We start from the raw sequence: 25,593 nt of genomic DNA, 5'->3' as shown, positions 1-25,593 counted from the left end.
GCGCTTATGTTAAGGCAAGCTAAATGCTCACGGGTAACAAAGAGTTAATTGCAGCAAGCCGAATACCACAACCAACCGGACATTAAGTTTTGCATGCTAGCGGTCCCGGTGAACAAGCATGGGGCACGGCAATCAGACCGCTTCAACTCATCGCAGAGAAGGCACATCTGCTGCGCGATTATTTCAAGGCCATCAGCGGCTCAGCGGGAAGGCTTGTCTTCTCGCTGGCCTATTTCGTGCTTCTGGCAAACGCGCTTTCCATCGCGGAATTCGGCCTGTTTGCAACAGCATCTGCGGCAGGCGTGGTGCTTTCTCGCATCCTGGGTTTCGGCTTCATCGCGCCGCTTTATCGGATAGCGACGGTCAAGCCCCGGCTACTGGGCGCCTATACGGCCGGTTTTCTTGGCTTGAGCTTATTGTCTCTGCCTGTTCTTGCCGCCGCATCATGGATCATGCACCGCGTGTTTTTTGCCAGCGACATGGCCCTTGGCATCTTTGCTTTGATCATTGCGTCGGAAGCGCTTTTGTGGCGCCCGACCGAAGCGGTCATCATCGTCAATAACGGCCTCAACAGGTTTGGTCGCGGGGCGTTCCTCACGATCATGGGAACCGCGATCCGCTGTGGTGCAGCCATCGCCTTCGCCTTTGCCGCCGAGAAGACTTTGGCACAGTGGGCCTATTATTATCTCGCAGCGAACGGGTTGTCGCTTCTGATCGCTGCGAGCTTTTTCTATCCCTGGAAGCGGTTGCAGTTCACGCCGAAGCTCTACGGACGCCGTCTGCCGGATGCGCTCTATGTGTCGGCTGCCGAAATCCTGTTCTATCTGCAGATGGAACTGGACAAGCTTCTGGTTCTGGCACTTGGAAACCCGCAGCTTGCGGGCATCTATGCGATTATCATGCGGCTCGTAGATCTCACGGCCATCCCCATCCGCACCTTCTCCATGCTGCTGGTGCAGAAAATGATGCAGATGCCCGACATGCTCAAGCGCTACGCCATCCGCTTCGGAATAGAAGGTGCCATCTTTGCCGTCTCGACGGCAGGCCTTCTGGGACTGGCGATCATCCTGCATTTCTATCCGCGCCTGCTTGGCGACAATGTCGCCGAAGCAGCGCCGCTGGTGATGCTGGCGCTGGCCATTCCGGGAATGCGCAATCTGGTCGAATATCAGGCCGAACTTCTGTTTGCGCGCGGGCAGACCGCGTGGCGGGCGGTCAATCTCGTCCTGATCGGGGCACTGAAGGCTGCAGCACTTGCGTTGATACTGGCGCTTTACGATGCACCGCGCGAGATCGTGCTGTCACTGAACTGGGCGTTTCTCGCGCTGTATCTTCTGTCGCTGGCGCTCACCACCATGGCTCTCGCGCGCCCGCCCAAGCGTGTCTAGGGTTCAGGGCCCTAGCGAAACAGGCGGCGCAAGGTGTGGAGATCTGTTCCGGTAAAGGACTGGATGCCGATGGCGACCTGCCGGGGAGACATGGAAGCCGCAAACTGCTCCAGTCCCTCTTCATCAAGGCTGGGACCATCCCAATAGACCTGACAAAGCGATTCCTCGGCATGGAAATGCCCCGCGCCTTGCAGCACCTCATCAACGTAACGACCATAGAGGATGCATTCGGAGAATTTACGGTCGTGCGCTACCGCCTGCACCCATGACGTCGCGTGGCGGGACTCGATATGGCGGATCATGGAGAGAACCGTATCGCGCCGCCATGCGATGACGGTGGAGATGTAGTCGTGCGCAGGGACCGGTTGAGCGGGCAGCCCAAGCGTCTTACCCGCATTGGCTGACCAGACCAGGTGATCGCCATCTTTCGGCAAGGCATCATCGCGCCGGTAGAGCCTCAGCGCACCGCCATGCCAGAACTGCGACAGGTTAAAATCTTTCAGGAACAGGACATCGGAATCGCAATAGGCGATTGTTTCTTGGGGGACATAAGCGGCGATGGCGATGCGGCGAAGCTGCTGTACATGCCAGCCACGCAAGGGTGGAAGCCTCGTGCTCACCCATATGCGGCGGCGGAAGAAGCTTGTAGGATCCGGCAGATCGTGAAGCCAAGCGGGGAGGATGTCGCGTTCATCAATCACTTCACGATGTGGGCCTTCCAGCACCTTGAAGCGGGCAGCGTCGCGACCGGAAACCAACAGATAATGCTTGTCCATGCCGGTAACGTGACGATCGATGGATTCGCAAAGCAGCCGACAGCGATCAAGATCGGGTCCATAGCTTGGAGTTGCGATGGCCGCGCCAGCCTGTGGTTCAATGCCTGCGGTCATGCAGCACCTGCCCGGCGCGAAAACTTCTGGCGCAAGACACGCAGCAGGAAGAGCGGGTTGCCCAGAATGTAGCGCCGCCAGAGACGCTTCGGCTCAAGCACGAGGCGATAGAGCCATTCGAGGCGAAGGCGGCGCACCCAGGAGGGCGCACGCGGAATGTCTTCGCTCAGGAAGTCGATAAGCGCACCAATGCCGAATGCAAGCGTGCAATGGCTTGGATTGAGTTTCTCCGCGATCCAGAATTCCTGCCGCGGCACCCCCATACCAACCAGAAGCACATCAGGTCGTGCGTCGGCAAGATCGGAAAGCAGTTCGCTCTCCTCAGCCTTTGAAAAGAAGCCGTGATGGCGGAAGACGATTTCATGCCTGGGAAAGCGCGTTTCCAGATTTACCGCAGCCGCCGCACTGCGCTCTTCGGTCGTGCCGATCAGGCCAATGCGCAAGGGTGATTGCGTGTCAGCGAGGAGCGCGGGCACGAAATCCGTGCCATTGAGATTTGCCGGAAATGGTTGGCCGTAGAGTATGCGTGCCGCAAGATCGACGCCGATGCCGTCTGCCAGAATGGTGAACCTTTCCAGCGTCTGGCGGAAGGTGTTATTGGCGCAGGCCAGATTGGCATTGTGTGCATTGAGAAACGAGATGCGCGTGAATTGCCGCTTGGTTACCGCTTCCTGCAGGGTGTGGATCGCTTCATCCCGGCTTAGAACACGCACCTGATTGCCCAGAATGTCGAAATGTTCCGGCGGAATTCGCACGTCCATCGCTACCTGCCCGATCTGGCTCATGCCGCGGCTCCAAGCTGGACATCACGCAAGGCGGCAAGACCCTTGGCAAGTTCGGCGTCCAGCCGCCTGATCTGGTCTCGGTGAAAGTCGCGGCCATCGACGAGGGGAAGCGGTTTCGAAGCGGCCTCCAGAAGGGCATTGGCGAAGCTTTTCGGCTCATCGGCGCGAATGCAATTGTGCGGAATGCTGGCAATGCCGCGCAGGGAATGGGTGGTCGCAACCGCAGGCAGCCCCAGCTCGAATGTCTCGATGGTCTTCAGCTGAACGCCTGTCCCGGCGCGGCTGATGAGCGGAACAAGCTTCGCCGCCGACACGAATTCTTGCGCATCCGGCACGCGGCCGTCGAAGGTGACCGCAGGATAGGCTTTGGCCATACCTTCAGGCGCGCGTCCACCGATATGAATGTCCAGCTTTCCATCCAGCAGCGGAACGACTTCATCCAGAAACCAGCGCAGACCGATCATATTCGGCGCCCATGTCCAGGTGCCGAGCAGTGCCGCATCATAGAGAGGCTTGCGCGTCTTCAGCGGCGAAGGCGGCACCGCACGGGTGACAAGCGGAAGTGCGGCCGAGCGTTCGGGTGCAGCAACACCCAGCTTCTCGCGATCATCCTCGGCGAAGGTGAAGACAAAACGGGCGCGCTCGCACAGCCGTGCCTCCAGATCACGCAGCAGGCGCGCCTCGCGCTGAAAGAGGTAGCGGGTAAAGAAGCTGTCTGCGGCTTTAGCATTCTCATGCGCCGAGACATGCTCGACATTGTGCGCGATGTAGAGATAGGGCCAGCGCGTGAGGAGCTTTTCAAAAGCACCGGCAAACTGCACCGAATTCAGGATGATGCCATCGATCGGGCCAAGCTTGCCCAAAGCCGCCTCGACTGTATCTGGCGTCACCGAGCGCAACTTGGCGCTGGCAAAGGTCAGGCGCTTGCGCATGGCGGTGGCGAGCCAGGACAGTTTCTGCCCGGTGGAGGCTCCGTCGGTTGTCACATCTACCGCATCCAGAACCACGGTTCTTTCCGGCTCAAGGGCCTGCTTGCCCGGCCAGACAAAGCCGAGGATCGAAACCCGGACGCCTGCGCGCTCCAACGCGTCCAAAACCGCAGCATTGGCGATTTCGTAGCCGGTCTCCGGTGCTCCGCAGGGCACGAGCGATGTGGCGAAAACTAGATGCATCAGGCTCCCCTTTGAGCGTTTCGACCTATCAGAAACGCGTGAAGTGATGATTAAGGCGGGCGATATAGCCGCCCCTCCATCAGTGATGCGCGCAAAGGTAGCGAAGGTGTTTAACGCCGCCTTAATGGCAGGGGCGTAAAAGCGGGTCACAAGCCAAGGGCGGGGACAACACGCATGACGACTGCGCAGACCGGTGCATCAGTGGAGATCTTTGCGCGCGCGCCCGTGGTGCATGCGCCGGAGATCGTGGTGACCGTGCCTACCTTCCGGCGGCCGGAGCAGGTTCTCGACACGCTGCGATCTCTTGTTCAACAGCGCACCAAACGTCCATTTGCCGTGATCGTCATGGAAAACGAGACGACCGAGGGCGCCGGTGCCAAGGCTGCGGCTGCGATGTTTCAGGATGGCAGCTTGCAGGGCCTGGTCATTCTTGCTCATGAGCGCGGAAACTGCTGCGCCTACAATGCGGGCTTCGTGACAGCCCTTGAAGAATTTCCCTCTGCACGCGCAATCGCCATCATTGATGATGACGAGCTTGCCGATCCCGACTGGCTGGAGGAGATGGCTGCCTGCGCGGATCGGTTGGATGCGGATATTGTCGGCGGCCCGCAAGTTCCGGTTTTCGCAGAGGCGGAACATGAAGCATGGCGCACCCATCCCGTATTTTCGCCACCCTATGAGGAGACGCGAAAGGTTGATGCGCTTTATTCCTCCGGCAATCTCTTCATTCGGCGGCGGGTGCTTGAAGCCATGCCGCGGCCCTATCTGGACCTGAAGTTCAACTTTCTGGGTGGCGGCGATTCCGATTTTTTGAGCCGCGCGCGACAGAAGGGCTTTCAGCTGGCTTGGTGTGCGGAAGCGGTGGTTCGGGAAACCGTGCCCGCCCGGCGGCTGGAGGCGGACTGGATCCGCGCGCGATCGCTGCGCAACGGCGTGATCTCCACTTTGGTCGAGAAGAAGAAGCGGGCGGGCGAAACTGCAGGCAATATGAAGGTTTTCGCCAAAAGCCTGGCGCTGCTTGGCCTTTCACCCTTGCGTGGCTTGCGCCGGTTTGTAGCCACGCGCTCCTGCTCCATCGGCATGTATCCGGTCTATGTCGGCCTGGGGCGCGTCATGGCAGAATTCGGCTATATGAATGAGCAGTATCGCGAACCCGAGAAGAACTGATCTGGCGCAGGCGCGTGCACAGCAGGTCACGGCACAGATTGCGACGGTGATCGCCTGCATCATCCTGACACTTGCGCTTGTTTCCTTCCGGCCATTCCAGCCTTCGGGTCCTGAAGGCGAAAGCGGCGGCGACATCCTGAACCAGCTTGGCTATGGCAGCCTGGGCGCTCTTGCACTTGCCGGAATGGCGATGCTGGCCAATCGCCGGGCATTGTCGGCGCTGCTCAGTCCATGGTGGCTTCTGCTTGTCGGTTTCGTAGCCCTTGCCGTTACCAATGCACTAGATCCGGCGAGTTCAATGCGCTCGGCGGCATTCACGATCATTGGCGTCATCGCGATGTGTGCGGTACTGGTGCTCCCTCGCAATGTGGATGCGTTCTCGCGCGTGCTGGCTACCGCTTCCTTCGTGGTGCTGGGGATGAGCTATTACGGCATCCTCTTCAAATCGGGAATCGCAATTCACGGCGGAGATGGCTTCGAGCCGCAACATGCAGGCCTTTGGCGCGGGAGCTTTTCACACAAGAACATCGCCGCTCCCGTTATGGCATGTATCAGCCTTGCCGGCCTCTATCTGTTTAGGCGCGGCTGGAGAATGGTCGGTGCGGTGGTGCTGGTCGGCGCACTGTTCTTCATGACCCAAACCGGCTCCAAAACCACCCTCGGGACAGTCCCGCTTGCAATCATCATGGTGATGCTTCCAGGCATGATCGGCATGCGGTCAATTGCACCCATTGCCGTGGTGACTGCGGTTGTCGTGCTTGCGCTTGGGACTTTGGGCACGGTTTTCATCGAGCCTTTGCGGGAGTTGCGCGAGGCGATCAGCCCGGAGCTCACCTTTACGGGACGCACCGCGCTATGGGCATTCATGGGCGAGCATATCGCCCAGCGCCCCTTGACCGGCTATGGCTTCGCGAGCTTCTGGGGTACCGAGCATGTGCTGCTTGCCGACCTGCCCTTTGATCGTGAATGGGACATTCGCGGCATCGTGCATGGTCACCATGGCTATCTGGACCTGGCGATCATCATGGGGCTTCCGGCACTGGCTGTTGCCATAATCGCCTTTATCGTGGCTCCCATTCGCGACTATGTCCGCACGCCGCTTCTGCGCGAAAACGTGCTGATGTCGGAATTCTTCCTCATGGTCCTGACCTTCACGCTGATGAATGCCTTTCTGGAGAGCTTCTTCTTTAGGCGCGCCGATCCGGTGTGGCTCTTCTTCGTGCTTGCCGTCTTCGGCCTGAGATTGGTGGCACGGTTCCCAATCCGCTAGTCCTGCGGTTCCCCCGCACCGCGGCATCGTGTAGACGCGAAGGCAGTGGAGAAATGGGAGCGTATCATGGGCAAGTCAGTCATTCTCGTGGGTTGCGGCAATATGGGCTACGCCATGCTGAAAGGCTGGATTGCCTCGGGCAAACTCGCGCCGCAGGATGTAAGCGTGGTGGAGCCAACCGATCCGCTTCGCGAACGCGCGGCGGCACTCGGGGTCAATGCCGTTGCAAGCGCAGACAGTTTGGCGGCTGGCGATGTCATCATCTTCGCGGTGAAACCACAGGTCATGGACAAGGTCGTTCCTGCCTATGCCCGTTTCCACGGCGCAACTTTTGTCAGCGTGGCGGCAGGCACCGGAATTTCCACCTTTACCGGCATTCTTGGTTCGTCGAGCGCAGTCATCCGTTGCATGCCGAACACGCCGGCTGCCATCGGCAAGGGCGTGATGGTTGTCTTTGCCAATGAGAATGTGAAGGCTGAGGCGCTCGAATTCGTCAATGCGCTGCTTTCGGCGAGCGGCGAAGTGACCATGATCGACCGCGAAGAATTGATGGATGCAGTTACAGCCGTTTCCGGCTCGGGACCTGCCTATATCTTTCACTTCATCGAATGTCTTACATCGGCAGGCGTGAAGGCCGGCCTTCCGGATGAAAAGGCCAAGCTTCTGGCGATGCAGACGGTTTGGGGTGCGGCTTGCCTCGCCAAGGAAAGCGGCGAAGAGCCCGGCCTCCTTCGCGAACAGGTGACAAGTCCCAATGGCACAACAGCTGCCGCGCTCTCCGTATTCATGGATCAACAGAAGCTGGAAAAGCTTGTCACCGATGCGGTCGAGGCCGCAAGAAAGCGGTCGGTCGAGCTCGGCGGCTAGTCTTTACTCGGTTTCCACGGGAACAGGACTGTGGGACTTAATGTCCTTAAGCACGAGATTTGTCCGCACATTTGCAATGCCTGGCAGGCGGAAGAGAAAGTCTTCCAGGAAGCGGTTATAGGCAGCAAGGTCGCGACACAAAACGCGCAAGTGATAGTCCGCTTCACCGGTCGTGGAATAGCAGTCGAGCACCTCGCGACGCCTGCGCACCTCGGCAATGAAGGTGTCGACGTGGCGGTGATCGTGTCGGGTCAGTGTCACATGCACGATGGCCTGAAAATTCAGCCCTGCATGTGCGGCATTGATCACGGCTGAATAGCGGGCGACAAGACCGCTTTCCTCCAGAGCCTTTACCCGTCGCCAGCAGGCGGAGAGTGACATGCCGACACGATCCGCAAGCTCCTGATTGGACATGCGGCAGTTTTCCTGAAGCGCATCCATAATGCGGCGATCCTGTTCACTCAGCTTCATCATTTCGGTGATTTCTTTCACTTTGCGAGCGTTCTTAGAGAAGAAATACCACAAATTGCCAACAACAGGCCAATTCTGGAAAATCCTCCCACCTGAACGGCGCTACCATGCCCGGTAATGCGAGTGGAGGAGCCTATGACCGTACATCAAAAGATGGGCGGGCTTTCGCGTTACCGGTTGGAGGACCGTTACGATCAGCAGTCAGGCCGTGTCTTCATGACCGGCACGCAGGCGCTCGTGCGCGTCGTGCTGGATCAGGCGCGGCGCGACAGGGCGCGCGGGCTGAAAACCGCGGGCTTCGTGTCCGGCTATCGCGGATCGCCGCTGGGCGCGTTTGATCTTGAGCTGTGGCGCGCGAAGAGACGGCTGGAGGCCGCACGCATCGAGTTTCTGCCTGCGGTCAATGAAGACCTTGCCGCCACCGCGGTTCTGGGCAGCCAGCAGGTCGAGACAAACCCCAAGCGCGAGGTCGAAGGCGTTTTCGGCCTCTGGTATGGCAAGGGGCCCGGTGTCGACCGTTCCGGCGACGCGCTGAAACACGGCAATGCCTATGGCTCATCGCCTCATGGGGGCGTTCTGGTCGTTGCGGGAGACGATCATGGTTGCGTCTCTTCCTCCATGCCGCATCAATCCGATGTCGCCTTCATGAGCTGGTTCATGCCAGTCCTGAACCCGGCAAGCATTGGCGAGTATCTGTCCTTCGGCGAATATGGATACGCGCTGTCGCGCTTTTCCGGCATGTGGGTCGGCTTCAAGGCGATCTCGGAAACTGTCGAGTCCGCGGCCTCCATCGAGCTGCCTGGAGACCGTAATTTCGTGGCACCGGATTTCACGCCGCCTCCGGGAGGGCTACACTATCGTTGGCCGGACCTGCCCGGACCGCAGATAGAAGAACGGATGGAGGCGAAGAAGCATGCGGTTTTCGCCTTTGCCGAAGCCAATCCGATAGACCGACACATCTATGACGTGAAGCATGCGCGCTTCGGCATCGTCACCACCGGCAAGGGGCATCTCGACCTGATGGAGGCGCTGCGCCTCCTGGGCATCGGCGAGGCCGAGTGCCGCGAACTTGGCATCGACATCTACAAGGTCGGCATGGTCTGGCCGCTGGCCAGGCGGGATGCGCTGGACTTCGTGCGCGACAAGGAAGAAGTGCTCGTCATCGAGGAAAAGCGCGGCATCATCGAAAGCCAGTTCAAGGAATATTTCTACGATTGGCCAGGCCACAAGCCCCGCGCCATGGTCGGCAAGCGGGACGAGAATGGCGAGCGTCTGGTGCCGTGGACCGGAGAGCTTTCGCCGCGCCTGCTCGTCCCCATCGTGGCACGCCGGCTTGAGGGAATTTTCCCCGGGCGCGGCTTCATGGAGCGTGCGCGGCAGATAGCCGATGCACAGCCGATCAAGCTGCAAGTCGAAGGCGCAGTCCGTACACCCTATTTCTGCTCCGGCTGCCCTCACAACACATCGACCAAGGTGCCGGAAGGATCGCAGGCGCTCGCAGGCATCGGCTGCCACTTCATGGCAAGCTGGATGGACCGCGAAACCTCGTCGCTCATCCAGATGGGAGGCGAAGGCGTGAACTGGGCGGCCTCGTCCCGCTTCACCGGTCGCAACCACATCTTCCAGAATCTGGGCGAAGGCACCTGGTACCATTCCGGCTCAATGGCAGTGCGGCAGGCCATTGCAGCGGGCGCCAACATGACCTTCAAGATCCTCTACAATGATGCCGTCGCCATGACCGGAGGTCAGCCGGTCGACGGGCCGGTGAGCGTGCATGCGATAGCCCATATGAGCCGTGCTGAAGGCGTGGAGCGTATTGCGCTTGTCTCCGATGATCCCGACAAGTTTTCTGCCGGCGACTTTCCTGCCGGCACGACTATTCACCACCGCCGCGAGATGGACGCGGTGCAGCGAGAACTGCGCGAGGTGAAGGGTGTTTCAATACTGATCTACGAGCAGACCTGCGCGACCGAAAAGCGCAGGCGTCGCAAGCGCGGCACCATGGAAGACCCAAAAAGATTCGTGGTCATCAACGAACTGGTCTGCGAGGGTTGCGGCGACTGTTCGGTGGAATCGAATTGTCTTTCAGTGGAACCGGTCGAAACGGACTTCGGGCGCAAGCGGCAGATCAACCAATCCTCCTGCAACAAGGATTTCTCCTGCCTCAACGGCTTCTGCCCGAGTTTCGTGACGGTGGAAGGCGCCACACGCAAAAAGAAGACAGGTCTGGAGTTGGACCTTACCCGTCTCGCGTCTGATTTGCCCGAACCGGCTCTTCCCAGCCTGAACAAGCCATTCGACCTGCTGATCACCGGCGTCGGTGGTACCGGCGTGGTGACCGTCGGAGCACTTGTCACCATGGCCGCGCATCTTGAGGGCAAGGGTTCCAGCGTTCTGGATTTCACCGGTTTCGCACAAAAATTCGGTCCGGTTCTCTCCTATGTGCGTGTTGGACAGACACCCGAGGCGATCAATCAGGTGCGTATCGATGCGCGCGCAGCGGATGCACTGATCGGCTGCGACATCGTCGTTTCTTCCTCGCCAAAGGCATCAGCCGCCTATCGCGAGGGCATGCGTGCGGCCATCAATCTTGCGGAAATGCCGACAGGTGACATCGTATTGCGGCGCGACGCGAGCCTTTCCATCGACAAGCGTCTTGCAGCTATCGCACAGGTGACCGGCGAGAACGGCCTTGGCGCAGTCAATGCCAATCGCCTGTCCGAGAAGATGATGGGCGACAGTGTCTTTGCCAATGTCATGATGCTCGGTTTTGCCTGGCAGATGGGACTGGTGCCGGTTTCGCTGACCGCGTTGTCGCAGGCAATCGAGCTGAACGGAGTGGCCATCGAGGCCAATCACCGCGCATTCCTGATTGGGCGCATCGCGTATTCCGATCCGGGGGCGTTGCGGGCGATCCTCGAACCACGGCAGGCGCCTGAGACTCTTGATCAGCTTATCATGAAACGGGAAGCATTCCTCACCGACTACCAGAATGCAGCCTATGCCGCGCGCTATCGACGAACCGTCGACGCGGTTCGGGCGCGGGAAGCGCGGGTGGGGACCCGGGGCGTTACGGAAGCGGTTGCGCGCGCGCTCTTCAAGCTGATGACCTACAAGGACGAATTCGAAGTTGCCCGGCTGCACACCCAGACGGGATTTTCCACTCGTCTCGGCGATATGTTCGAAGGTGACTATCGCATCGTACATCACATGGCGCCGCCCCTGCTCAACGGGGAACGCGACGCGCGCGGGCGACCGCGCAAACGGGCTTTCGGCCCCTGGTTCCGCGTACCGCTTCATGTCCTTGCAAAAATGAAGGGCCTGCGCGGCACTGCATTTGATCCCTTTGGCTATACCCATGAACGCAAGTTGGAGCGTGAACTGATCGATTGGTACGAGGCTCTCGTGACCGCGCTTCTGCCGAAATTGTCTTCCGACACTCAGCTCGAAATGTGCGAAATTTTCGCGGCCCCACTCGACATTCGAGGCTATGGCCCGGTCAAGGAGGAGGCTGCGAAACGGGTTCGTTCGGATATGGAGGTGCGCAAGGCACGGCTGTTATAGAGCAACTTTCGAAGCGTCTGTACCAAACCATTTTTCCTTGCCCGTGCATTCACCCTGTGCAAAGTGCCTTGCAAAACTGGCAACACAGGGAGGATGACCTATGCCTAAAATCACCCGGAGGCTTTTCGGCGCGTTGGCGCTTTCGACAGCAGCAGCATTTGCGCTGCCAGCAAATGCCGCCGACAAGATCAATGTCGGTATCCTTTCGCTGACCTCGCATTCGCCCAGCATCATTGCCGAGGCAAAGGGTTATTTCGACGAGCAGGAGCTTGATGTCGAATTTGTTTCCTTTCAGGCAGCACAGCCCATGGCAGTTGCCATTGCATCGGGTGATGTCGATTTCGGCATGACGGCCATCTCCGGGGGGTTGCTCAGCCTTGCCGACAAGGGGGTGGTGAAGATCATCGGCGGCGCGCTGCAGGAAACACCTGATGTCGAAGGTCAAAAGATCCTGGCCTCCAAGGCCGCGCATGACGACGGTGTGAAGACACCGGCTGATCTGAAGGGACGCAGCTTCGGCATCACCACCACAGGTTCGTCCTTCCACTACATGGCGCACAAGATCGCCGACAAGGAGGGCTTCGATCGCTCCGAGATCAAGGTAAAGCCCCTGCAGAAGGTGCCGGCCGTGATTGCCTCGCTCAAGAGTGGGCAGATCGACGCCTGGTCGATCGTGCCGAATATCGCCGGCGCCCTGACCAGGGGCCCGGAAGTGGTCGAGATCGGCAAGGTTTCCGATTACATCGACAACTATCAGGTGACGACGGTCTTCACCTCCACCTCGAATGTGGAAGAGAAGCCGGAACTGGTGAAGCGCTTTCTCGCTGCCCTCTCGAAGGGCATTGCCGACTATAATGCCGCTCTCGTCGACAAGAGCATGAGCGAGGAAGAGACTGCAGAGATCGTCAAGGCGATCCACCAATATGTCTATTCCGACCAGCCTATCGAAAAGGCAGATCCGCGCATTCGCGCCGGCGCCATGCGCATCAATGAAGGTGCAGCTCTTTCCATGGCCAGTGTCGAGGACCAGCTTGAATGGTTCAAGTCGGAAGGCCTCGCGCCCGAAGGCGTGACAATGGAAAAGCTGGTCGATACCAGCTTCGTCGAGACCCGCTAACATCATCGGGCGCAGCCTTGGCCGCTGCGCCCGTCTACTTCCTGGAAATGCCATGCAGCTCATCGCCCGCAACATCACGCACCGCTATGGCGGACGGCTGGTGCTGGAAGACATCTCCTTTTCAATAGGTGAAGGCGAGATCGTCTGCGTCGTCGGGCCTTCGGGCTGCGGGAAATCCACGCTGCTGCGCATTCTCGGCGGATTGGAAAAAGCCGATGAGGGCGAGGCTCTGGTAGCCGGCGAAGCGCCCGAAGGCTCACTGAACCCGCTGACATACATCTTTCAGGATTTCGCCCTTTTGCCCTGGCGCAGCGTGCGCGGCAATGTGAGCCTGGTTCTGGAAGATCACGGTATTCGCGGCGCACGCGCCGACGAGATCATCGACGATGTCCTGTTTCGCACCAATCTCTCCGATTTCAGGGATGCCTTGCCCCGCCAGCTTTCCGGCGGCATGAAGCAGCGCGTGGCGATTGCCCGGGCGCTTGCCGTCAAACCCGCCATCATGCTGATGGACGAGCCGCTTTCCGCGCTGGACAGCCAGACGCGCGAACTCCTGATGGATGACCTTGTCAGCCTTTGGAGCCGCGAGCCTTTCTCGGCCTGCTATGTCACCCATAATCTCAATGAGGCCGTGAGGCTTGGCACGCGCATCGTGGTCCTGTCACGCCGGCCCGGGCGCATCCGCGAGATTGTCGAGATCGACATGCCCATCAATGAGCGCGCCGAGCGACTTGTCGAACTGGAAAAACTTCAACGCCATGTCTGGGAGATCATGCGCGAGGAAGCACGTGAAGCGGACCGGGAGATTGCCAATGTCTGATCAGACCGCAACCACGGCCATCAACGCTAATGCGCAGAAGGACCTGCGACCGGTGCCCTTCCGCGGCGGGGGCTTTCGCCATCGCAAGCTTGGCCCTGTCGCACCAATCGTGTTTCTCGCCATCCTTCTCGTCTGGGAACTTGGTTCGCGCTCGGGCTTCATCAGCCAGATCGCGCTGCCCGCACCATCGGCTGCACTGGCGGCCCTTGGTGATCTCATCTCCACGGGCATGCTGTGGAAGCATCTTGGCGCGAGCCTTTACCGCCTTCTGGTCGGCTGGGCTTTCGGCAGCCTGCTGGGCATTGCCGTGGGCCTCCTGATCGGGCTTTTCTCGCTTGCGCGCGCAGGCCTGCTGCCGCTCGTTTCCGCGCTCTTCCCGATCCCGAAGATCGCGCTTCTGCCGCTCTTCATCATCTGGTTTGGCATCGGCGAAGGCTCCAAGGTCGCGACCATCCTGTTCGGCACCTTCTTCCCGACCGTCATCGCCACCTATGGCGGGGTGGACAATGTGGACCGCAATCTGATCCGCATGGGCCAGTCCTTCGGCATGAGCTGGCTTTCCATCGTGCGCAAGATCATAATTCCGGGTGCCATGCCCGCCATCCTGTCAGGCGCGCGCATTTCCGCCTCCATTGCCATTGTCCTGCTGGTCGCGGCCGAGATGATCGGCGCGGAATTCGGCATCGGCGCCTATATCCTGATGGCAGGCGCGCTCTTTGCCCTCGACCAGCTGATCGCGGGCGTGGCTATCCTCTCGATATTGGGTCTGAGCATCGCCTGGCTGATCGGAAAAGCCGAGCAACGCCTGCTTGCCTGGCGCAACTGAGCCGGCGCAGAAAAATAAAATCGGGAGAGTGCAAAATTTCCCCGATCGGGGCGCTGGACAGACAAAATTCTCGTGCTATAACCCACGCGCCTCAGGCGGAAACCAACACCGCCCCGCGACACTCGCGCAGGCAAGCCCGGATAGCTCAGTTGGTAGAGCAGCGGATTGAAAATCCGCGTGTCGGTGGTTCGAATCCGCCTCCGGGCACCATTTTTTCTGATAACAAGCCGGTTTAGCGCTGCTTGATACAGTTCGCGCTTCTACGCGCTCAAGCAGCGCGCGGTTCTATGGTCGAAAGATCGACCTCAATTTCCCTGCGCCGCTCCAGCAGGTCGAAGTCAGCCTGAAGCCCCAGGAAGAATCCTTCCGAGACACCAAAATAGCGCGCCAAACGCAGGTCGGTGTCAGCGGTAATGGCACGCTTGCCCAGCACGATCTCGTTGATCCGCCGTGGCGGCACATGGACCGCTCGGGCGAGCGCGTTCTGGCTAATGCCCATCGGCTTTAGAAACTCCTCAAGCAGAATTTCTCCGGGATGCGGATTGGGCAGCAGATCAGTCATGATAGTCGACGATTTCGACATTGCTTGGTCCTCCGTCTTGCCACATGAAGCAGATGCGCCACTGGTCGTTGATCCGGATGCTGTGCTGGCCTTTGCGCCCCCCCTTCAATGCTTCCAGGCGGTTTCCGGCGGCACGCGCAAATCTTGCAAAACGCGCGCCTGATTAAGCATGCGCAGCGCTACTGCCTGTATGTCAGACGGCAGTTTGCGACTTCGCTGCCCCTACCAGACCAGTTCCGTTTCGGCATCAGCGAAGTCCTGGTTCAAGATTCATCTTAACGGGAAGCGTTATATAACGCAACACGTTACAGATTGCAGTCTCACCCCAGCCAGTTCCAGCAACCCAGTTCCACCGGCCTTTTCTCCGCAATCGATTGCTGTGCAGCCAGCCCCATGGCGACTGCTTTCAGCCCGTCTTCCAGGCTGACTTCCGGTGCGCCGCCTTCGCGGACCAGGCGGTTGAAGCCTAGATGCTGGAAATAGGTGGAGCCGTGGTGGTCGCCTTGGGCGAGGATCTTGGGGTCTACCTTCATGACCTCGATCTGCTCCTTGCGGGCAGCGCGATCGGCCACGACATATTCGGCATGTTTGATCTGGCCATCGGGCTCGAAGCGGCCGGGGCCCGGCACGCGCGCCTCCAGCAGCGAGGTGGAGCCGATGGCGCTGACGCGTTCCTGGAAGTGCGAGCCTTCTGCGAACATGCACAGTTCCAGCATAGCGCTGACGCCATTGGCGAATTCTATGGTCGTGAAACTGTGGTCAAGAACATCGGGCACGCGCCCGTCATAGGCCTCGTCAAGATGATTGATCGCCTGCCCGCCAATGGCATGGATGCGCACGGGCTCCGACTTGATCATCAGGCGCATCAGATCGAAGAAATGGCAGCATTTTTCCACCAGCGTGCCGCCGGAGGAGATGTTGAAGCGGTTCCAGTTTCCGACCTTCTGCAGGAATGGGAAGCGGCGCTCGGTAATGGAAACCATGGCAAGCTTGCCGGCCCTGCCCGCTTCCAGATCCTCCAGCAGACGGGTGACGCCCGGCATGTAGCGATACTCCATCGCCACCCAGATCGGTGTCTGGAAGCGCGCGGCCTTTTCCATGATGCGCTGCGCTTCTTCCCAGTCCTTCACCACCGGTTTCTCGATGAGGATCGGGCGCCCCTGCTCGATAAGCGCGTCAAGAATGATCGCATGGGTGTGGTTGGGAGAGGCGACAAGAAATGCATCGGCATCATTGTGCTTGAGCAGCTCGCGGAAGTCGCCGAACAGCGCCACCTCGTTTGGCACGAGAGAGGCCGCAGCCGCACGCATGGAAGCGTCGGGCTCGGCGATCGCGGTGATCTGCGCACCCTCGACGAGGTTCAGATTGCGGATATGCTCCTGGCCCATCATGCCGGAGCCGATGATTGCATATTTGACGGTCATTGGGTGAGATCCAGAACAGGCAGACCGAGTTTATGCGCCACATGTTCGAGCGCTGCACGATGGTCGCCATAGACGAGGGCGATATGGTGTTCGAGGCCCGCTGAAAGCAGTTTGTCACGCATGTCGGCCGCGGGCCGATCAAGCCGCAGAACGCCGGATGTGCCGGCAAAGGAAGGCGGCGCCTCCTCCATCTCGCCACCGGCGATCACCATGAACTGCTCGCCCCCCGCCTGGCTGATGCGCGCCAGCGTGACCCGACCAGCCTTGAGGGAAAATTGGAATAGCAGCGGCATGCGGCGGTTGGAGTGGATGGTGGCGGATATCGGTTCGGCCGCACTCGCCATGGAAGCCGGAGCCTGCCCGCAATGCCACAGCACCGTCGTGTCGCTCTCATCATCCATATCGACAATGTCGGCAAGAAAGGCCGGAGCATCGGCTATTGCCTGCAGAAGATAGGAACTGATCGCGCCGTAAACATCCGCCTCGCAGGCGCATGGGGTGCGCTTCTCGCCCATCATGGAAACCGGCCCGCAGACCGCTCCGCCATATTCAGTGAAGGTTTCGGGCCAGCAGCGGATGGCGAAAGCGTCGAACCGGCCTTCCGCCTTCAGTTGATCGAGGGCATTGCGCAGACGCAGGGACCGGTCGAGTTCTGCCTGATCGACCTCATCCAGACCGGCGACAGTGCCAAGGCTCTCGCGCGTTCGCCGAACATCGCTGTCAGCCACCGCACGTGCCTGATCGAAGAGATGCGACAGCGCGATGGGCTCCACGCTGACTCCGGCAAGTTCGGTGAGGCGCGTGGTGTCATAGGCGCAGGTGTCGAAGCCTGCAGGATGTTCGCCGATGCGCCCGATGCGCATGCCGCGCAGCGCCGCCGCAGCTTTGGCGCCGGCCTCCGAAGCTTCCGCCTGTGCGGCGCGCAGCGCAGGCTTTGTGAGCGGAGCTGACTTCAGCCATTCTGCCACGCGCGTCTCGACGCGTGCGTCATCCGCAGAGAGATAGAGCGGGACGAATGCCCTCTCGCGCAAACCAAGCGCGTGGGCTGCCAGATTCAAGCCGCAAAAGGCGTTGAGGCGCAGGCGCCCGCCGGTGCGCGGCTCCGGCAAGGCCCAGATGTGTAACGGGCGGTCGAAGCGTTCGGCGATCATGCAGATCGCTTCGGCATCGGTGAATGTGGACTGGATAATGATAACGCCATCGGCAGCCACATTGCCCTGCGCCTCGATCTCCGCGGCAACGGAGGCGTTGTCGAACAGGATATCGCCGGAACCGGCAAGGTTGACGCCGCAATTGCGCAGAGCCTTGATCGCAGCAGCGGAACAGGCACGCGCATATTCCACGTCGAAGGTGGGGCGTCCGAGAACAAAGAGCCTGTAGGTCCTAGCCATTGCCGAACCCCGCATAGGCTGCGCGGAAACCGGCGTCGGCCGGCTCTACCGTTTTCTGAGCGCGGTGGAGCGGGTGCTCCTGCCAGGGTGTTGCCGCCCCGTCGGTCAGCCTGTTGATCTCCTGCATGTAGTCTACCGCTTCACCGCGCAGGCCCTGCTCGATTGCGGTCCAATCGGGGAAAGCCTTAAAGGCTTCCAGCCAGATGGCACGGCCGGCGAGATAGCCGGATGCCCCGGCGGCATAGGCGTGCTTCAGGATCGTCTTGAATTCCGGCTTTCCCGCACCGGCAGACAGCATGACCCAGGGGCGACCAGCGAGGCGTCCCATTTCGTCGAAAAGCGACTGGATCTGTTTCTCGTCTCCGTCCAGATCACCGGCAGCAACGGGACTTTCCAGCTTGAAGACATCGACGCCGTAGTCCGGCTTGGCGAATTCCTCGACGCTTTGAAGCACATGATCGGCACGCTTGGTGCGCATCTCGACATAGTCGCGGGTCTGCTCGGCATCACTGGCCAAAGGATAGACCAGAAGCTCGAAGAGGAAGGGGATGTCGTAACGCGCGCAGGCCTCCCCAATGCGCTTGGTAAAGTCCTGCTGCGCACGGCAGATATCGGCATCGGCATCCGGACGATACCAGGCCAGCACCTTGACCGCATCGCCACCGGCGCGCTTGATCTTCTCCACCGACCAGTTGTCGATTTCCGATGAAAGGCGACCACCGGGTTCTTCCCTGAAGACCGAATCTTCAAGGGTCAGGATCAGTCCCTTGCGCGGGTCCATGATGTCGATGGCGCCGGGATAGGCATAATGAGGATCGAGCAGCATTGCCGTGGATTCGCCCTGCAGCGTCTCGACGAGCAGGCGCTTGAAGCGGGCGACATCCTCATAGGGCGCTTCGCTCGTGCCGCGTGCCTTGGCTATCGGATTCTTGATGGGCGGACGCTGGTCGACCGCCGTCATCTTGAATCGCCCGGCGCCATCGGCCATACGCCGCATGCCCCACAATTTGCCAGCCGAAAGGCTCATGCATTCCTCCCTGTCGCGGCCAGGCCGCATTGATTTCGTCAGATGGGCGCGCCGCCGCCGGTCATCATTGCGAGCGTTTCCTCGCGGCCCGGCAGAGCATCCGGCCCCGTGCCATTGCGGCATTTGAGAGCAGCGGCTGCATTGGCGAAGCGCACGGCTTCGAAAACGGAACGTTGTTCCGCAAGACCCAGCGTGAAGGCGCCGTGCCAGACATCGCCTGCGCCAAGTGTGTCCACCGCGCGTATGGCGAAGGCTGCAACATGTGAGACCGCCCCCTGGTCGAGATAGATCACGCCTTTCTCGCCATGGGTGACACCCGCCCAGGCATCGTAGCGGCTGGCGCAGTATTTGAGGCCGGAAACCACATCCTCCTCGCCTGAAAAACTTCGCAGGCCTTGCGTGGAGAACGCTATATGCGTGGCGCCTGCCATTGCGCCATCAAGTGCTTCGAGGTCGCTTTCGGCATCAACGACAGCGGGAATACCGCGCTTGCGGGCGAGTGCGACCAGCTTTTCAGCTCCCTCGGGCCAGCGCGGATCGACCAGCACCGCATCCACCCCATCAAGTTGTTTCTCACTTAGCATGCTCGCGGTCACGGCAAGCCCTTCCCCGCGGAAGTTGACGATCTGGCGTTCGCCATCCTCGTCCACATAGACGGAGGAAACGGGAGCAACGGCACCCGGCCTGATGACCGAGGGTGACCAGTCCACTCCAGCCTTTTCCAGCTCTGCCATGATTGTGTGTGAATTGGCGTCATCACCCAGCCTTGCACAGAGGCTGGCCGAACCGCCCAGCCTGCGCACGGCAAGTGCCGCGATCGTGGCAGGACCACCAATCTGGGTACGATAGGCGTCGGCCCGGTATTTCTCCCCTTCGCGCGGAAATGCGCCGAGGTGAAACACGTGGTCGAGCACGGCCATGCCGAGGGTTAGTACGCGTGCCAATGCAGAACTCTTCTAGATGTTTTGTTTGATCAAGCGATCAACTCAAAAATTCCTATATAAGAATTTTAGATCCTATACAAGACTTCATTCGGTCCTGTTTTACCGTCGGCTTCTGGCTTGCCGCGCGTGGACGCGCTATAGACATTTCTCTGTTATAGAAGACTGGCAGCCGCTCCATGCCCGATGGTCCCGACGTCAAAGCCCTTGCACAGCGCGCTAAAGCAGCGGCCGGTGTGGAGCTGGGTTTCACCCCGCTCTATCTGCAAGTGCGCCAGAAGATGCTGGACAAGATCATCGCCGGCACATGGCCTCCGGGAACCGCACTCCCCTCCGAGCAGCAGCTTGCGCTCCAGATGGGCGTTTCCCAAGGCACCCTGCGCAAGGCGCTGGATGCACTGGTCGCTGACCGCGTGATTGTCAGGCATCAGGGACGCGGCACTTTCGTGGCCGAACATGATCAGCGGCGAACCCTCTTCCAGTTTTTCAAAATCGCGAGCGACGAAGACGGCAGGCTGTCGCCGGAAACGCTTTTTTGTCAGGTAGTTGAGCGCAATGGGTCAGCAGAGGAGCGCGCCAAACTCGCGATCAGCGGCAGAAAGGTTTGGCATATTCATCGCCACCGCGCACTGAAAGGCAGGGTTGTTCTGGTTGAAGATATCGTCGTCGATCACGCACGCTTCCCCCTGCTCGACACCAAGGTGCCGCTGCCCAACAATATCTATGAACTTTACGAGCGTCAGTTCGGAGTGACCGTTGCCAAGGCGGGAGAGCGCCTGAAGGCGGTGTCGGCGGATGACCGACAGGCAGCGCTTCTTGGCTGCGAGGAAGGATCACCGCTTCTGTTGATCGAGCGCACTGCCCAGGCGCTCGACGGCACGCCGATCGAATTTCGGCTGACCCGCTGCCTCACCGAAGGCTTCCATTACTCAAGCGATCTAAAATGAATGCATGAATTTGCTGCCGCGACACGGATTGACGAAATTCATATATAAGAGTTATAAGAATTTCACCCACGCGAGAGGAGGAGAACGCGTTGCGGGATTATGAAGGTGTTGATGCTGCCACGCTTGCAGCGCTGCGCGCCGGTGAGGACGAGCTTTCGGCTGCGGCAGGATCGCGGCTGACTGTACATGCCGACGCCGACGCTCTGCGAGAGGCGATGGCTGACCAACTGTATGCAGACATAACGGGCGCTCTTGAAACGGGTGGTCGCTGCAACATCATCATCCCCGTCGGGCCGGTCGGGCAATACGAGCTTCTGGCCGAGCGCTGCCTGCGCGAGCGCACTTCGCTTGCAGAAGTGACTTTCATCCTCATGGACGAGTATCTGACGCTCGACAATCGCTGGATCGACGAAAGCGATCCGTTGAGCTTTCGCGCGCATATGAAGCGCAACCTGCTTGATCTTCTGCCTGAGGACATGCGCCCGCGGTTGATCGTTCCCGATCCGGAAAACCTTTCTGCAATACCGCGTCACATCGAGGAGCATGGGCTGGATTTCACCTATGCCGGTGTCGGCATCACCGGGCATCTGGCGTTCAACGACCCTATCCCCGACTTTGCAAATGCGGATGATTTTGCTGCGCTCCCGACACGCATCGTGCAACTGAGCGAACAGACGCGCCTGATCAACTCGGTCACCGCTGCCCGCGGCAATATCCAGCGCATTCCGCATATGGCGGTCACCGTAGGCATGAAGGAGATCCTTGCTGCCACCAGACTGCGCGTATGGATGAACCGCCCCTGGCAAGGTGCCGCAATCCGGCGCATGCTGCTTGGACCGCAGACACCAGACTTTCCCGCCTCGCTTGTTCAGCGGCACCCGGATTTCAGCGTGGCTGCTACACGGGAAGTTCTGGCACTTCCCGAGCCGGGGCTACGATAGATGCCGGGTGAGAAGACATTCCTTCCCCATCTCGACGATTTAGGCGCGACGGCCGGTTCTGTTGTGGCCTGGAAAGCACTGCGTGCGGCCGGAACGGTAACAAGCGCATCGGTGATGGTGCCCTGCCCCTATTATCCCATGGCGGTTGAGGATTTTCACACGGACCCCGAACAGGATCTGGGCATCCATATCACGCTGACTTCCGAGTGGAGCCGCTATCGCTGGCGCCCGCTGATCGGGAACAGGGGCGGGCTGTGCGATGCCGACGGCTTCTTCCACAAGCGCCCTCAGGACGTTCTCGCACACGCGGACCCGCAGGCGGTGGAAGATGAGATGGAAGCGCAAATCGAGCGTGCGCTGCAGGACGGCATCCGCCTCACACATATCGACGCGCATATGGGAACCGCATTCCTCAACCCTTTCATGGAGGGGCTCTGGCGGCTGGCCGAGCGCTTCAAGCTCGCGCTGCCGTTCTGCCGTGACAGCGCTGCGCTCTTCAAGGCTGTTCGGGCGGAAGATGCGGATCTCGGCCTCTACCGGGAACTGACCGCTCAGGCGGTGTCCAACGGCGGTGTGGTCTTCGACACGTTTCAGATCGGGTTCACGCCCGAGGGCGTGCCGGCAGAGACATTTTTCAGCGCCATGGTCGAGCAGGCACCTTCGGGCCTGCACTGGCTGGCGCTTCATGCGAATGCACCGGATGACACTGCCCATTTCGCGCCGCATATGGTTTGGCCGCGCACTGCGGAACATGCCTTGTTCTCCGCTCCCGAAAGCCGCAAAATCTTTGACGGTTGTACTCTGGTGAACTGGCACGCCCTCGAGCTAAAGCGTGGAGCGTGTGCATGCGCCTGCTGATCAGTCTCATTTCCCGCATCAACCGGATCATGTCGGAGACCGGGGTCGCTTTGGCCTGCATCTTCCTCGTATTGATGACGGCTGCGGTTATCCTGCAGGTCATCAGCCGCGAGATGCGCGCGCCCATCGGTTGGACGGAAGAGGTGGCACTTGCCTCAATGGTGTGGGTGTCGTTCCTGGTCGGGCCATGGGCCTATCGCCACCACCAGTTCACGCGCATTGATGTTGCGGTGGAGATGATGGCTCCGCGCAGCCGCACCATCCTCAACATATTGATCCATCTCTTCGAGGCTGCGCTGCTTTTGGGCGCGATTTACTACAGCTGGCGCTTCTTTTCGGGCGGCAACAGCCTGCTTCCGCAGACGACACGGCTCGTACGCGGCATCGCCACGCCTTTCATCGGCGCGGAGGCTGCCGGTGCGATCACCGTGAAGAACAAATATGTCTATTTCATCCTTCCGGCCGGCTTCACCGGGCTTCTCATGATCGCACTGGAACATCTGCTGCGCTCCTTCCGCTCGCTGGTGACGGGTGAGGAAGAGCATCGCAATTTCGATCTGGATGGCGCTGCCCGCACGCCTGAGGCGGATGCGGGCGATTCACGGCCCGACCAAACCGGCAGGGAGGGCTGAAGCATGGGCGGCTTTGCAGTTGCATTAAAGGGCCTGGCGGTCTTCTGGGGCTTCCTGATCCTGCTCGCCATCGGCGTTCCGGTCTTCTACGCAATGATCGGCGCGGGCGTTTTCCAGCTCTGGCAGATCGATCGCATGGCCTTTCTGGGCATGCAGGTGAACCGGGTCTATTCCGGCATATCATCCTTCCCCATCATGGCCGTGCCGTTCTTCATCCTGGCTGGCGAGATCATGAATTCGGGGATGGTGACGCGGGCGCTGGTGGACTTTTCCCGCGCCATGCTGGGCCATATTCGCGGGGGCTTGGCCCATGTGAACATCGCGGCCAGCGTGCTCTTTGCCGGATTGTCGGGCTCGGCCGTGGCCGACACTTCCGCGCTGGGCTCAATGCTGATCCCGGCGATGGAAAAGAACGGCTATTCGCGCAAATTTGCAGCCGCAATCACGGCTGCCAGTTCGGTCATCGGGCCGGTTATCCCGCCATCGGGCCTGATGGTGCTCTACGCATTTGTCATGAATGTTGACGTCGCGCGCATGTTTCTGGGCGGCATCATCCCCGGCCTGATGCTGGCGGGCTCGCTGATGGTCGTGACCGCCTTCATGGCCAAGCGATATGATTTCCCTGTCGCCAATGAGCGCATGGCATGGCGCCAGCGTGGCCGGGCGGGACTGCGCGCCTTTTTCCCGCTGCTGACCCCTGTCATTCTTCTGGGCGGCATCTTGTCGGGCTATTTCACGCCTACCGAAGCGGCGGCTGTCGCTGTTGCATATGCACTGTTCCTCAATGTGGCAGTCAAGATCGCGCACCGCCTGGGTCTGCTCGAGGAAGACGGCTTCGGGCTTCGCGCATTCGTCAATATTCTGCGCCGCACAGCCATCCAGTCAGGTGTGGTGCTGCTTCTGGTCGGCGTGGCCACCGGCTTCAGCCAGATCGTGGCGATTGCAGGCGTTCCTGCCACGCTGACAAACATGATGCTGACCGTTTCGGACAACATCATCGTCTTCCTTTTGATGGTGAACATCTTCCTGTTCATCGTCGGCATGGTGCTTGATGCGGGGCCAGCGATCCTGATCCTCGGGCCGATCCTCGCACCGGCTGCGGCTGCCTACGGCATGGACCCGGTGCACTTCGCCGTCATGATGTGCCTCAATGTCACGGTGGGTCTGGCGACACCGCCCATGGGGCTGGTGCTGTTCGTCGCGACATCGATTTCCGGTGCGCGTTTTGCCGACATCGTGCGCGCGATCATCCCGTTCCTGATCGCCGAGATCCTGGTCATCCTGCTGGTCGCCTATGTGCCGATCTTCACGCTTGGCCTGCCCTGGCTCTGGGACAATTGGGGCACCCTGTTTTCCGGCGGCTGATCGCTTCCGGCAATGACTTTACAAGAGCGCTGCCAAGGCGCCTTTTCAAACAACCGAAGGAGGAAGAGATGAAGTTTCTCAAACATGCACTCGCCGCATCCGCACTGGCGCTCGGGCTTGCCAGTGGCGCATCCGCACAGGAGGAGCCGGAGTTCAAGCTGGTAACACCGCTTGCGACTGGTGAAGACAATTACAACTACCAGGCCATGCAAGCCTTCCGGAACCATGTGTTCAACAAGTCGAATGGCCGCGTGGACATCGAGATCTATACCGGCGGCACGCTTTGTGCTTCCGGCCGCGAATGTTTCGAAGGCATGCAGGCCGGGCTCGTGGACATCTACCAGTCGAATTTCGGTGAGCCGGGCAATCTGTGGCCTGCCTTTGCCGGTCTCGACCTGCCCTATATGCTGCGCGACGACCAGGTTGCCGAATGCGTCTTCGACAACGAAGAATTCATGGCAAGCCTGCGCAAGGGCATGATGGAGCAGACAGGCAATATCCGCCTGATGGTCATCTCCAACTCCGGCGGCTGGCGCAATTTTGCCACCACGAACAAGCCGATCCTCAAGCCCGAGGACGTGAAGGGCATGAAGCTGCGCACGATCCCCGCGGAAATCCAGCAGGAGCTGGTACGCCAGCTTGGCGGCGCACCGACCGGTATCTCATGGCCCGAGGTCTACACCTCTCTTGCGACCGGTGTCGTGGAAGGCACGAAGAACGGAATCACCGATATCGTGACCATGAATTTCCACGAGCATCTCAAGCACATCACGCTGGACGGGCACGCCTATATGGGCGGAACCTGGTTCATCAACAATGACAAGTTCATGGCCATGGACGAGGATCTGCGCAAGATCGTGTTCGAGGGCTTCGAGGTCATCGAGCAATATCTGCGCGCCTACCCGAAATACCACGACGTGAAGTCCTTCAAGGCCTTCACCGATGCAGGCGGCACGATCCACAGCCTGACCAACGAGGAAAAGGCAGCCTTCCGCGAGGCGGCGAGCGGCATGGAAGAGTGGTTCACCAGCCAGGATCCTGCCAATCAGGAATTCCTCGACAACTACAAGGCCGCCATCGCCCAGTGTGAGGCCGATGTCGATGCAAAACTACAGGCGGTGGTTCAGTAAGCCCCGGCTTTCAGCGCGCAAGAAAAACCCCCGGCAGT

23 protein-coding genes, 1 tRNA gene and 1 pseudogene are annotated in these 25,593 nt (G+C 60.0%); 15 read left to right on the top strand and 10 right to left on the bottom strand.

Translation table 11 applies throughout. The features are described 5' to 3' along the window. Positions 1-89: 89 nt before the first annotated feature. Positions 90-1,388, top strand: coding sequence for a lipopolysaccharide biosynthesis protein (locus WA367_RS05810; RefSeq protein ID WP_442935547.1), 1,299 nt, complete (start codon positions 90-92; stop codon positions 1,386-1,388). A gap of 11 nt (positions 1,389-1,399) precedes the next feature. On the opposite strand, the gene WA367_RS05805 is transcribed toward WA367_RS05810, so the two are convergent. The 3 genes from WA367_RS05805 to WA367_RS05795 are packed head-to-tail and all read right to left on the bottom strand — an operon-like array spanning position 1,400 to position 4,235. Continuing rightward, positions 1,400-2,278, bottom strand: coding sequence for a DUF6492 family protein (locus WA367_RS05805; RefSeq protein WP_336055839.1), 879 nt, complete (start codon positions 2,276-2,278; stop codon positions 1,400-1,402). Further along, entirely contained in the window at positions 2,275-3,063 is a 789-nt protein-coding gene (locus WA367_RS05800; RefSeq protein WP_336055838.1) for a WecB/TagA/CpsF family glycosyltransferase, read from the bottom strand. Before WA367_RS05800 ends, WA367_RS05805 begins: the two co-directional genes overlap by 4 nt. Beyond that, positions 3,060-4,235, bottom strand: a complete 1,176-nt coding sequence (locus tag WA367_RS05795) for a glycosyltransferase family 4 protein (protein WP_336055837.1) — start codon at positions 4,233-4,235, stop codon at positions 3,060-3,062. Before WA367_RS05795 ends, WA367_RS05800 begins: the two co-directional genes overlap by 4 nt. Before the next feature lie 174 nt (positions 4,236-4,409). Here WA367_RS05795 and WA367_RS05790 point away from each other — a divergent pair, with 174 nt between their 5' ends. The 3 genes from WA367_RS05790 (at position 4,410) to proC (ending at position 7,539) form a co-directional block, all read left to right on the top strand. Then, entirely contained in the window at positions 4,410-5,402 is a 993-nt protein-coding gene (locus tag WA367_RS05790) for a glycosyltransferase family 2 protein (RefSeq protein ID WP_336055836.1), read from the top strand. Continuing rightward, positions 5,371-6,672 carry an O-antigen ligase family protein gene (locus WA367_RS05785; RefSeq protein ID WP_336055835.1) on the top strand — a complete coding sequence of 434 codons (1,302 nt, stop codon included), beginning with the start codon at positions 5,371-5,373 and terminating at the stop codon, positions 6,670-6,672. The genes WA367_RS05790 and WA367_RS05785 overlap by 32 nt, the downstream gene beginning before the upstream one ends. 66 nt (positions 6,673-6,738) lie before the next feature. Further along, positions 6,739-7,539, top strand: a complete 801-nt coding sequence (gene proC / locus WA367_RS05780; protein WP_336055834.1) for a pyrroline-5-carboxylate reductase — start codon at positions 6,739-6,741, stop codon at positions 7,537-7,539. 3 nt (positions 7,540-7,542) lie between these two features. Here proC and WA367_RS05775 read toward each other — a convergent pair whose 3' ends face one another. Then, on the bottom strand, positions 7,543-8,013 hold the full coding sequence (locus WA367_RS05775) for an Lrp/AsnC family transcriptional regulator (protein WP_336055833.1): 471 nt from the start codon (positions 8,011-8,013) through the stop codon (positions 7,543-7,545). 132 nt (positions 8,014-8,145) lie between these two features. Here WA367_RS05775 and WA367_RS05770 point away from each other — a divergent pair, with 132 nt between their 5' ends. The 5 genes from WA367_RS05770 (at position 8,146) to WA367_RS05750 (ending at position 14,547) form a co-directional block, all read left to right on the top strand. Next, entirely contained in the window at positions 8,146-11,574 is a 3,429-nt protein-coding gene (locus WA367_RS05770; protein WP_336055832.1) for an indolepyruvate ferredoxin oxidoreductase family protein, read from the top strand. Between the two features lie 100 nt (positions 11,575-11,674). Beyond that, a complete protein-coding gene (locus WA367_RS05765; RefSeq protein WP_336055831.1) occupies positions 11,675-12,691 on the top strand; it encodes an ABC transporter substrate-binding protein in 1,017 nt (338 codons plus the stop codon). A 52-nt stretch (positions 12,692-12,743) separates the two neighbouring features. After that, entirely contained in the window at positions 12,744-13,511 is a 768-nt protein-coding gene (locus WA367_RS05760) for an ABC transporter ATP-binding protein (protein WP_336055830.1), read from the top strand. Continuing rightward, the gene (locus WA367_RS05755) at positions 13,504-14,337 is read left to right on the top strand and encodes an ABC transporter permease (protein WP_336055829.1); all 834 of its coding nucleotides are present in this window, start codon (positions 13,504-13,506) and stop codon (positions 14,335-14,337) included. Before WA367_RS05760 ends, WA367_RS05755 begins: the two co-directional genes overlap by 8 nt. Before the next feature lie 134 nt (positions 14,338-14,471). Continuing rightward, a tRNA-Phe gene (locus tag WA367_RS05750) sits at positions 14,472-14,547 on the top strand. Positions 14,548-14,605: 58 nt separating this feature from the next. On the opposite strand, the gene WA367_RS05745 is transcribed toward WA367_RS05750, so the two are convergent. The 6 genes and pseudogenes from WA367_RS05745 to WA367_RS05720 all read right to left on the bottom strand — a co-directional run bounded on the left by WA367_RS05745 (position 14,606) and on the right by WA367_RS05720 (position 19,685). Continuing rightward, entirely contained in the window at positions 14,606-14,920 is a 315-nt protein-coding gene (locus tag WA367_RS05745; RefSeq protein WP_336055828.1) for a HigA family addiction module antitoxin, read from the bottom strand. Then, positions 14,892-15,166 (bottom strand): annotated as a pseudogene (locus WA367_RS05740) (type II toxin-antitoxin system RelE/ParE family toxin). The gene WA367_RS05745 and the pseudogene WA367_RS05740 overlap by 29 nt, the downstream one beginning before the upstream one ends. A 53-nt stretch (positions 15,167-15,219) precedes the next feature. Further along, complete coding sequence (locus tag WA367_RS05735) at positions 15,220-16,323, bottom strand: Gfo/Idh/MocA family protein (protein ID WP_336055827.1); 1,104 nt, start codon at positions 16,321-16,323, stop codon at positions 15,220-15,222. Next, entirely contained in the window at positions 16,320-17,714 is a 1,395-nt protein-coding gene (locus WA367_RS05730) for an L-fucose/L-arabinose isomerase family protein (protein ID WP_336055826.1), read from the bottom strand. Before WA367_RS05730 ends, WA367_RS05735 begins: the two co-directional genes overlap by 4 nt. After that, positions 17,707-18,741 carry a tagatose 1,6-diphosphate aldolase gene (locus tag WA367_RS05725; protein ID WP_336055825.1) on the bottom strand — a complete coding sequence of 345 codons (1,035 nt, stop codon included), beginning with the start codon at positions 18,739-18,741 and terminating at the stop codon, positions 17,707-17,709. Before WA367_RS05725 ends, WA367_RS05730 begins: the two co-directional genes overlap by 8 nt. A 38-nt stretch (positions 18,742-18,779) precedes the next feature. After that, positions 18,780-19,685, bottom strand: a complete 906-nt coding sequence (locus WA367_RS05720) for a PfkB family carbohydrate kinase (RefSeq protein ID WP_336055824.1) — start codon at positions 19,683-19,685, stop codon at positions 18,780-18,782. 176 nt (positions 19,686-19,861) lie between these two features. Here WA367_RS05720 and WA367_RS05715 point away from each other — a divergent pair, with 176 nt between their 5' ends. The 6 genes from WA367_RS05715 (at position 19,862) to dctP (ending at position 25,555) form a co-directional block, all read left to right on the top strand. Then, on the top strand, positions 19,862-20,629 hold the full coding sequence (locus WA367_RS05715; protein ID WP_336055823.1) for a GntR family transcriptional regulator: 768 nt from the start codon (positions 19,862-19,864) through the stop codon (positions 20,627-20,629). A gap of 89 nt (positions 20,630-20,718) precedes the next feature. Further along, positions 20,719-21,570: a hypothetical protein gene (locus WA367_RS05710; RefSeq protein WP_336055822.1), complete on the top strand. Its 852-nt coding sequence runs from the start codon at positions 20,719-20,721 to the stop codon at positions 21,568-21,570. Further along, the gene (locus WA367_RS05705; protein WP_336055821.1) at positions 21,571-22,428 is read left to right on the top strand and encodes a ChbG/HpnK family deacetylase; all 858 of its coding nucleotides are present in this window, start codon (positions 21,571-21,573) and stop codon (positions 22,426-22,428) included. Beyond that, positions 22,416-23,060, top strand: a complete 645-nt coding sequence (locus WA367_RS05700; protein WP_336055820.1) for a TRAP transporter small permease — start codon at positions 22,416-22,418, stop codon at positions 23,058-23,060. Before WA367_RS05705 ends, WA367_RS05700 begins: the two co-directional genes overlap by 13 nt. A gap of 3 nt (positions 23,061-23,063) precedes the next feature. Continuing rightward, positions 23,064-24,425, top strand: a complete 1,362-nt coding sequence (locus WA367_RS05695) for a TRAP transporter large permease (protein WP_336055819.1) — start codon at positions 23,064-23,066, stop codon at positions 24,423-24,425. Positions 24,426-24,493: 68 nt separating this feature from the next. Beyond that, the gene (dctP, locus tag WA367_RS05690; protein WP_336055818.1) at positions 24,494-25,555 is read left to right on the top strand and encodes a TRAP transporter substrate-binding protein DctP; all 1,062 of its coding nucleotides are present in this window, start codon (positions 24,494-24,496) and stop codon (positions 25,553-25,555) included. Positions 25,556-25,593: the final 38 nt, after the last annotated feature.

Source organism: Nitratireductor sp. CH_MIT9313-5 (assembly GCF_037029545.1).
GTDB lineage: Bacteria > Pseudomonadota > Alphaproteobacteria > Rhizobiales > Rhizobiaceae > Chelativorans.
This window is presented reverse-complemented; position numbering and strand designations above follow the sequence as displayed.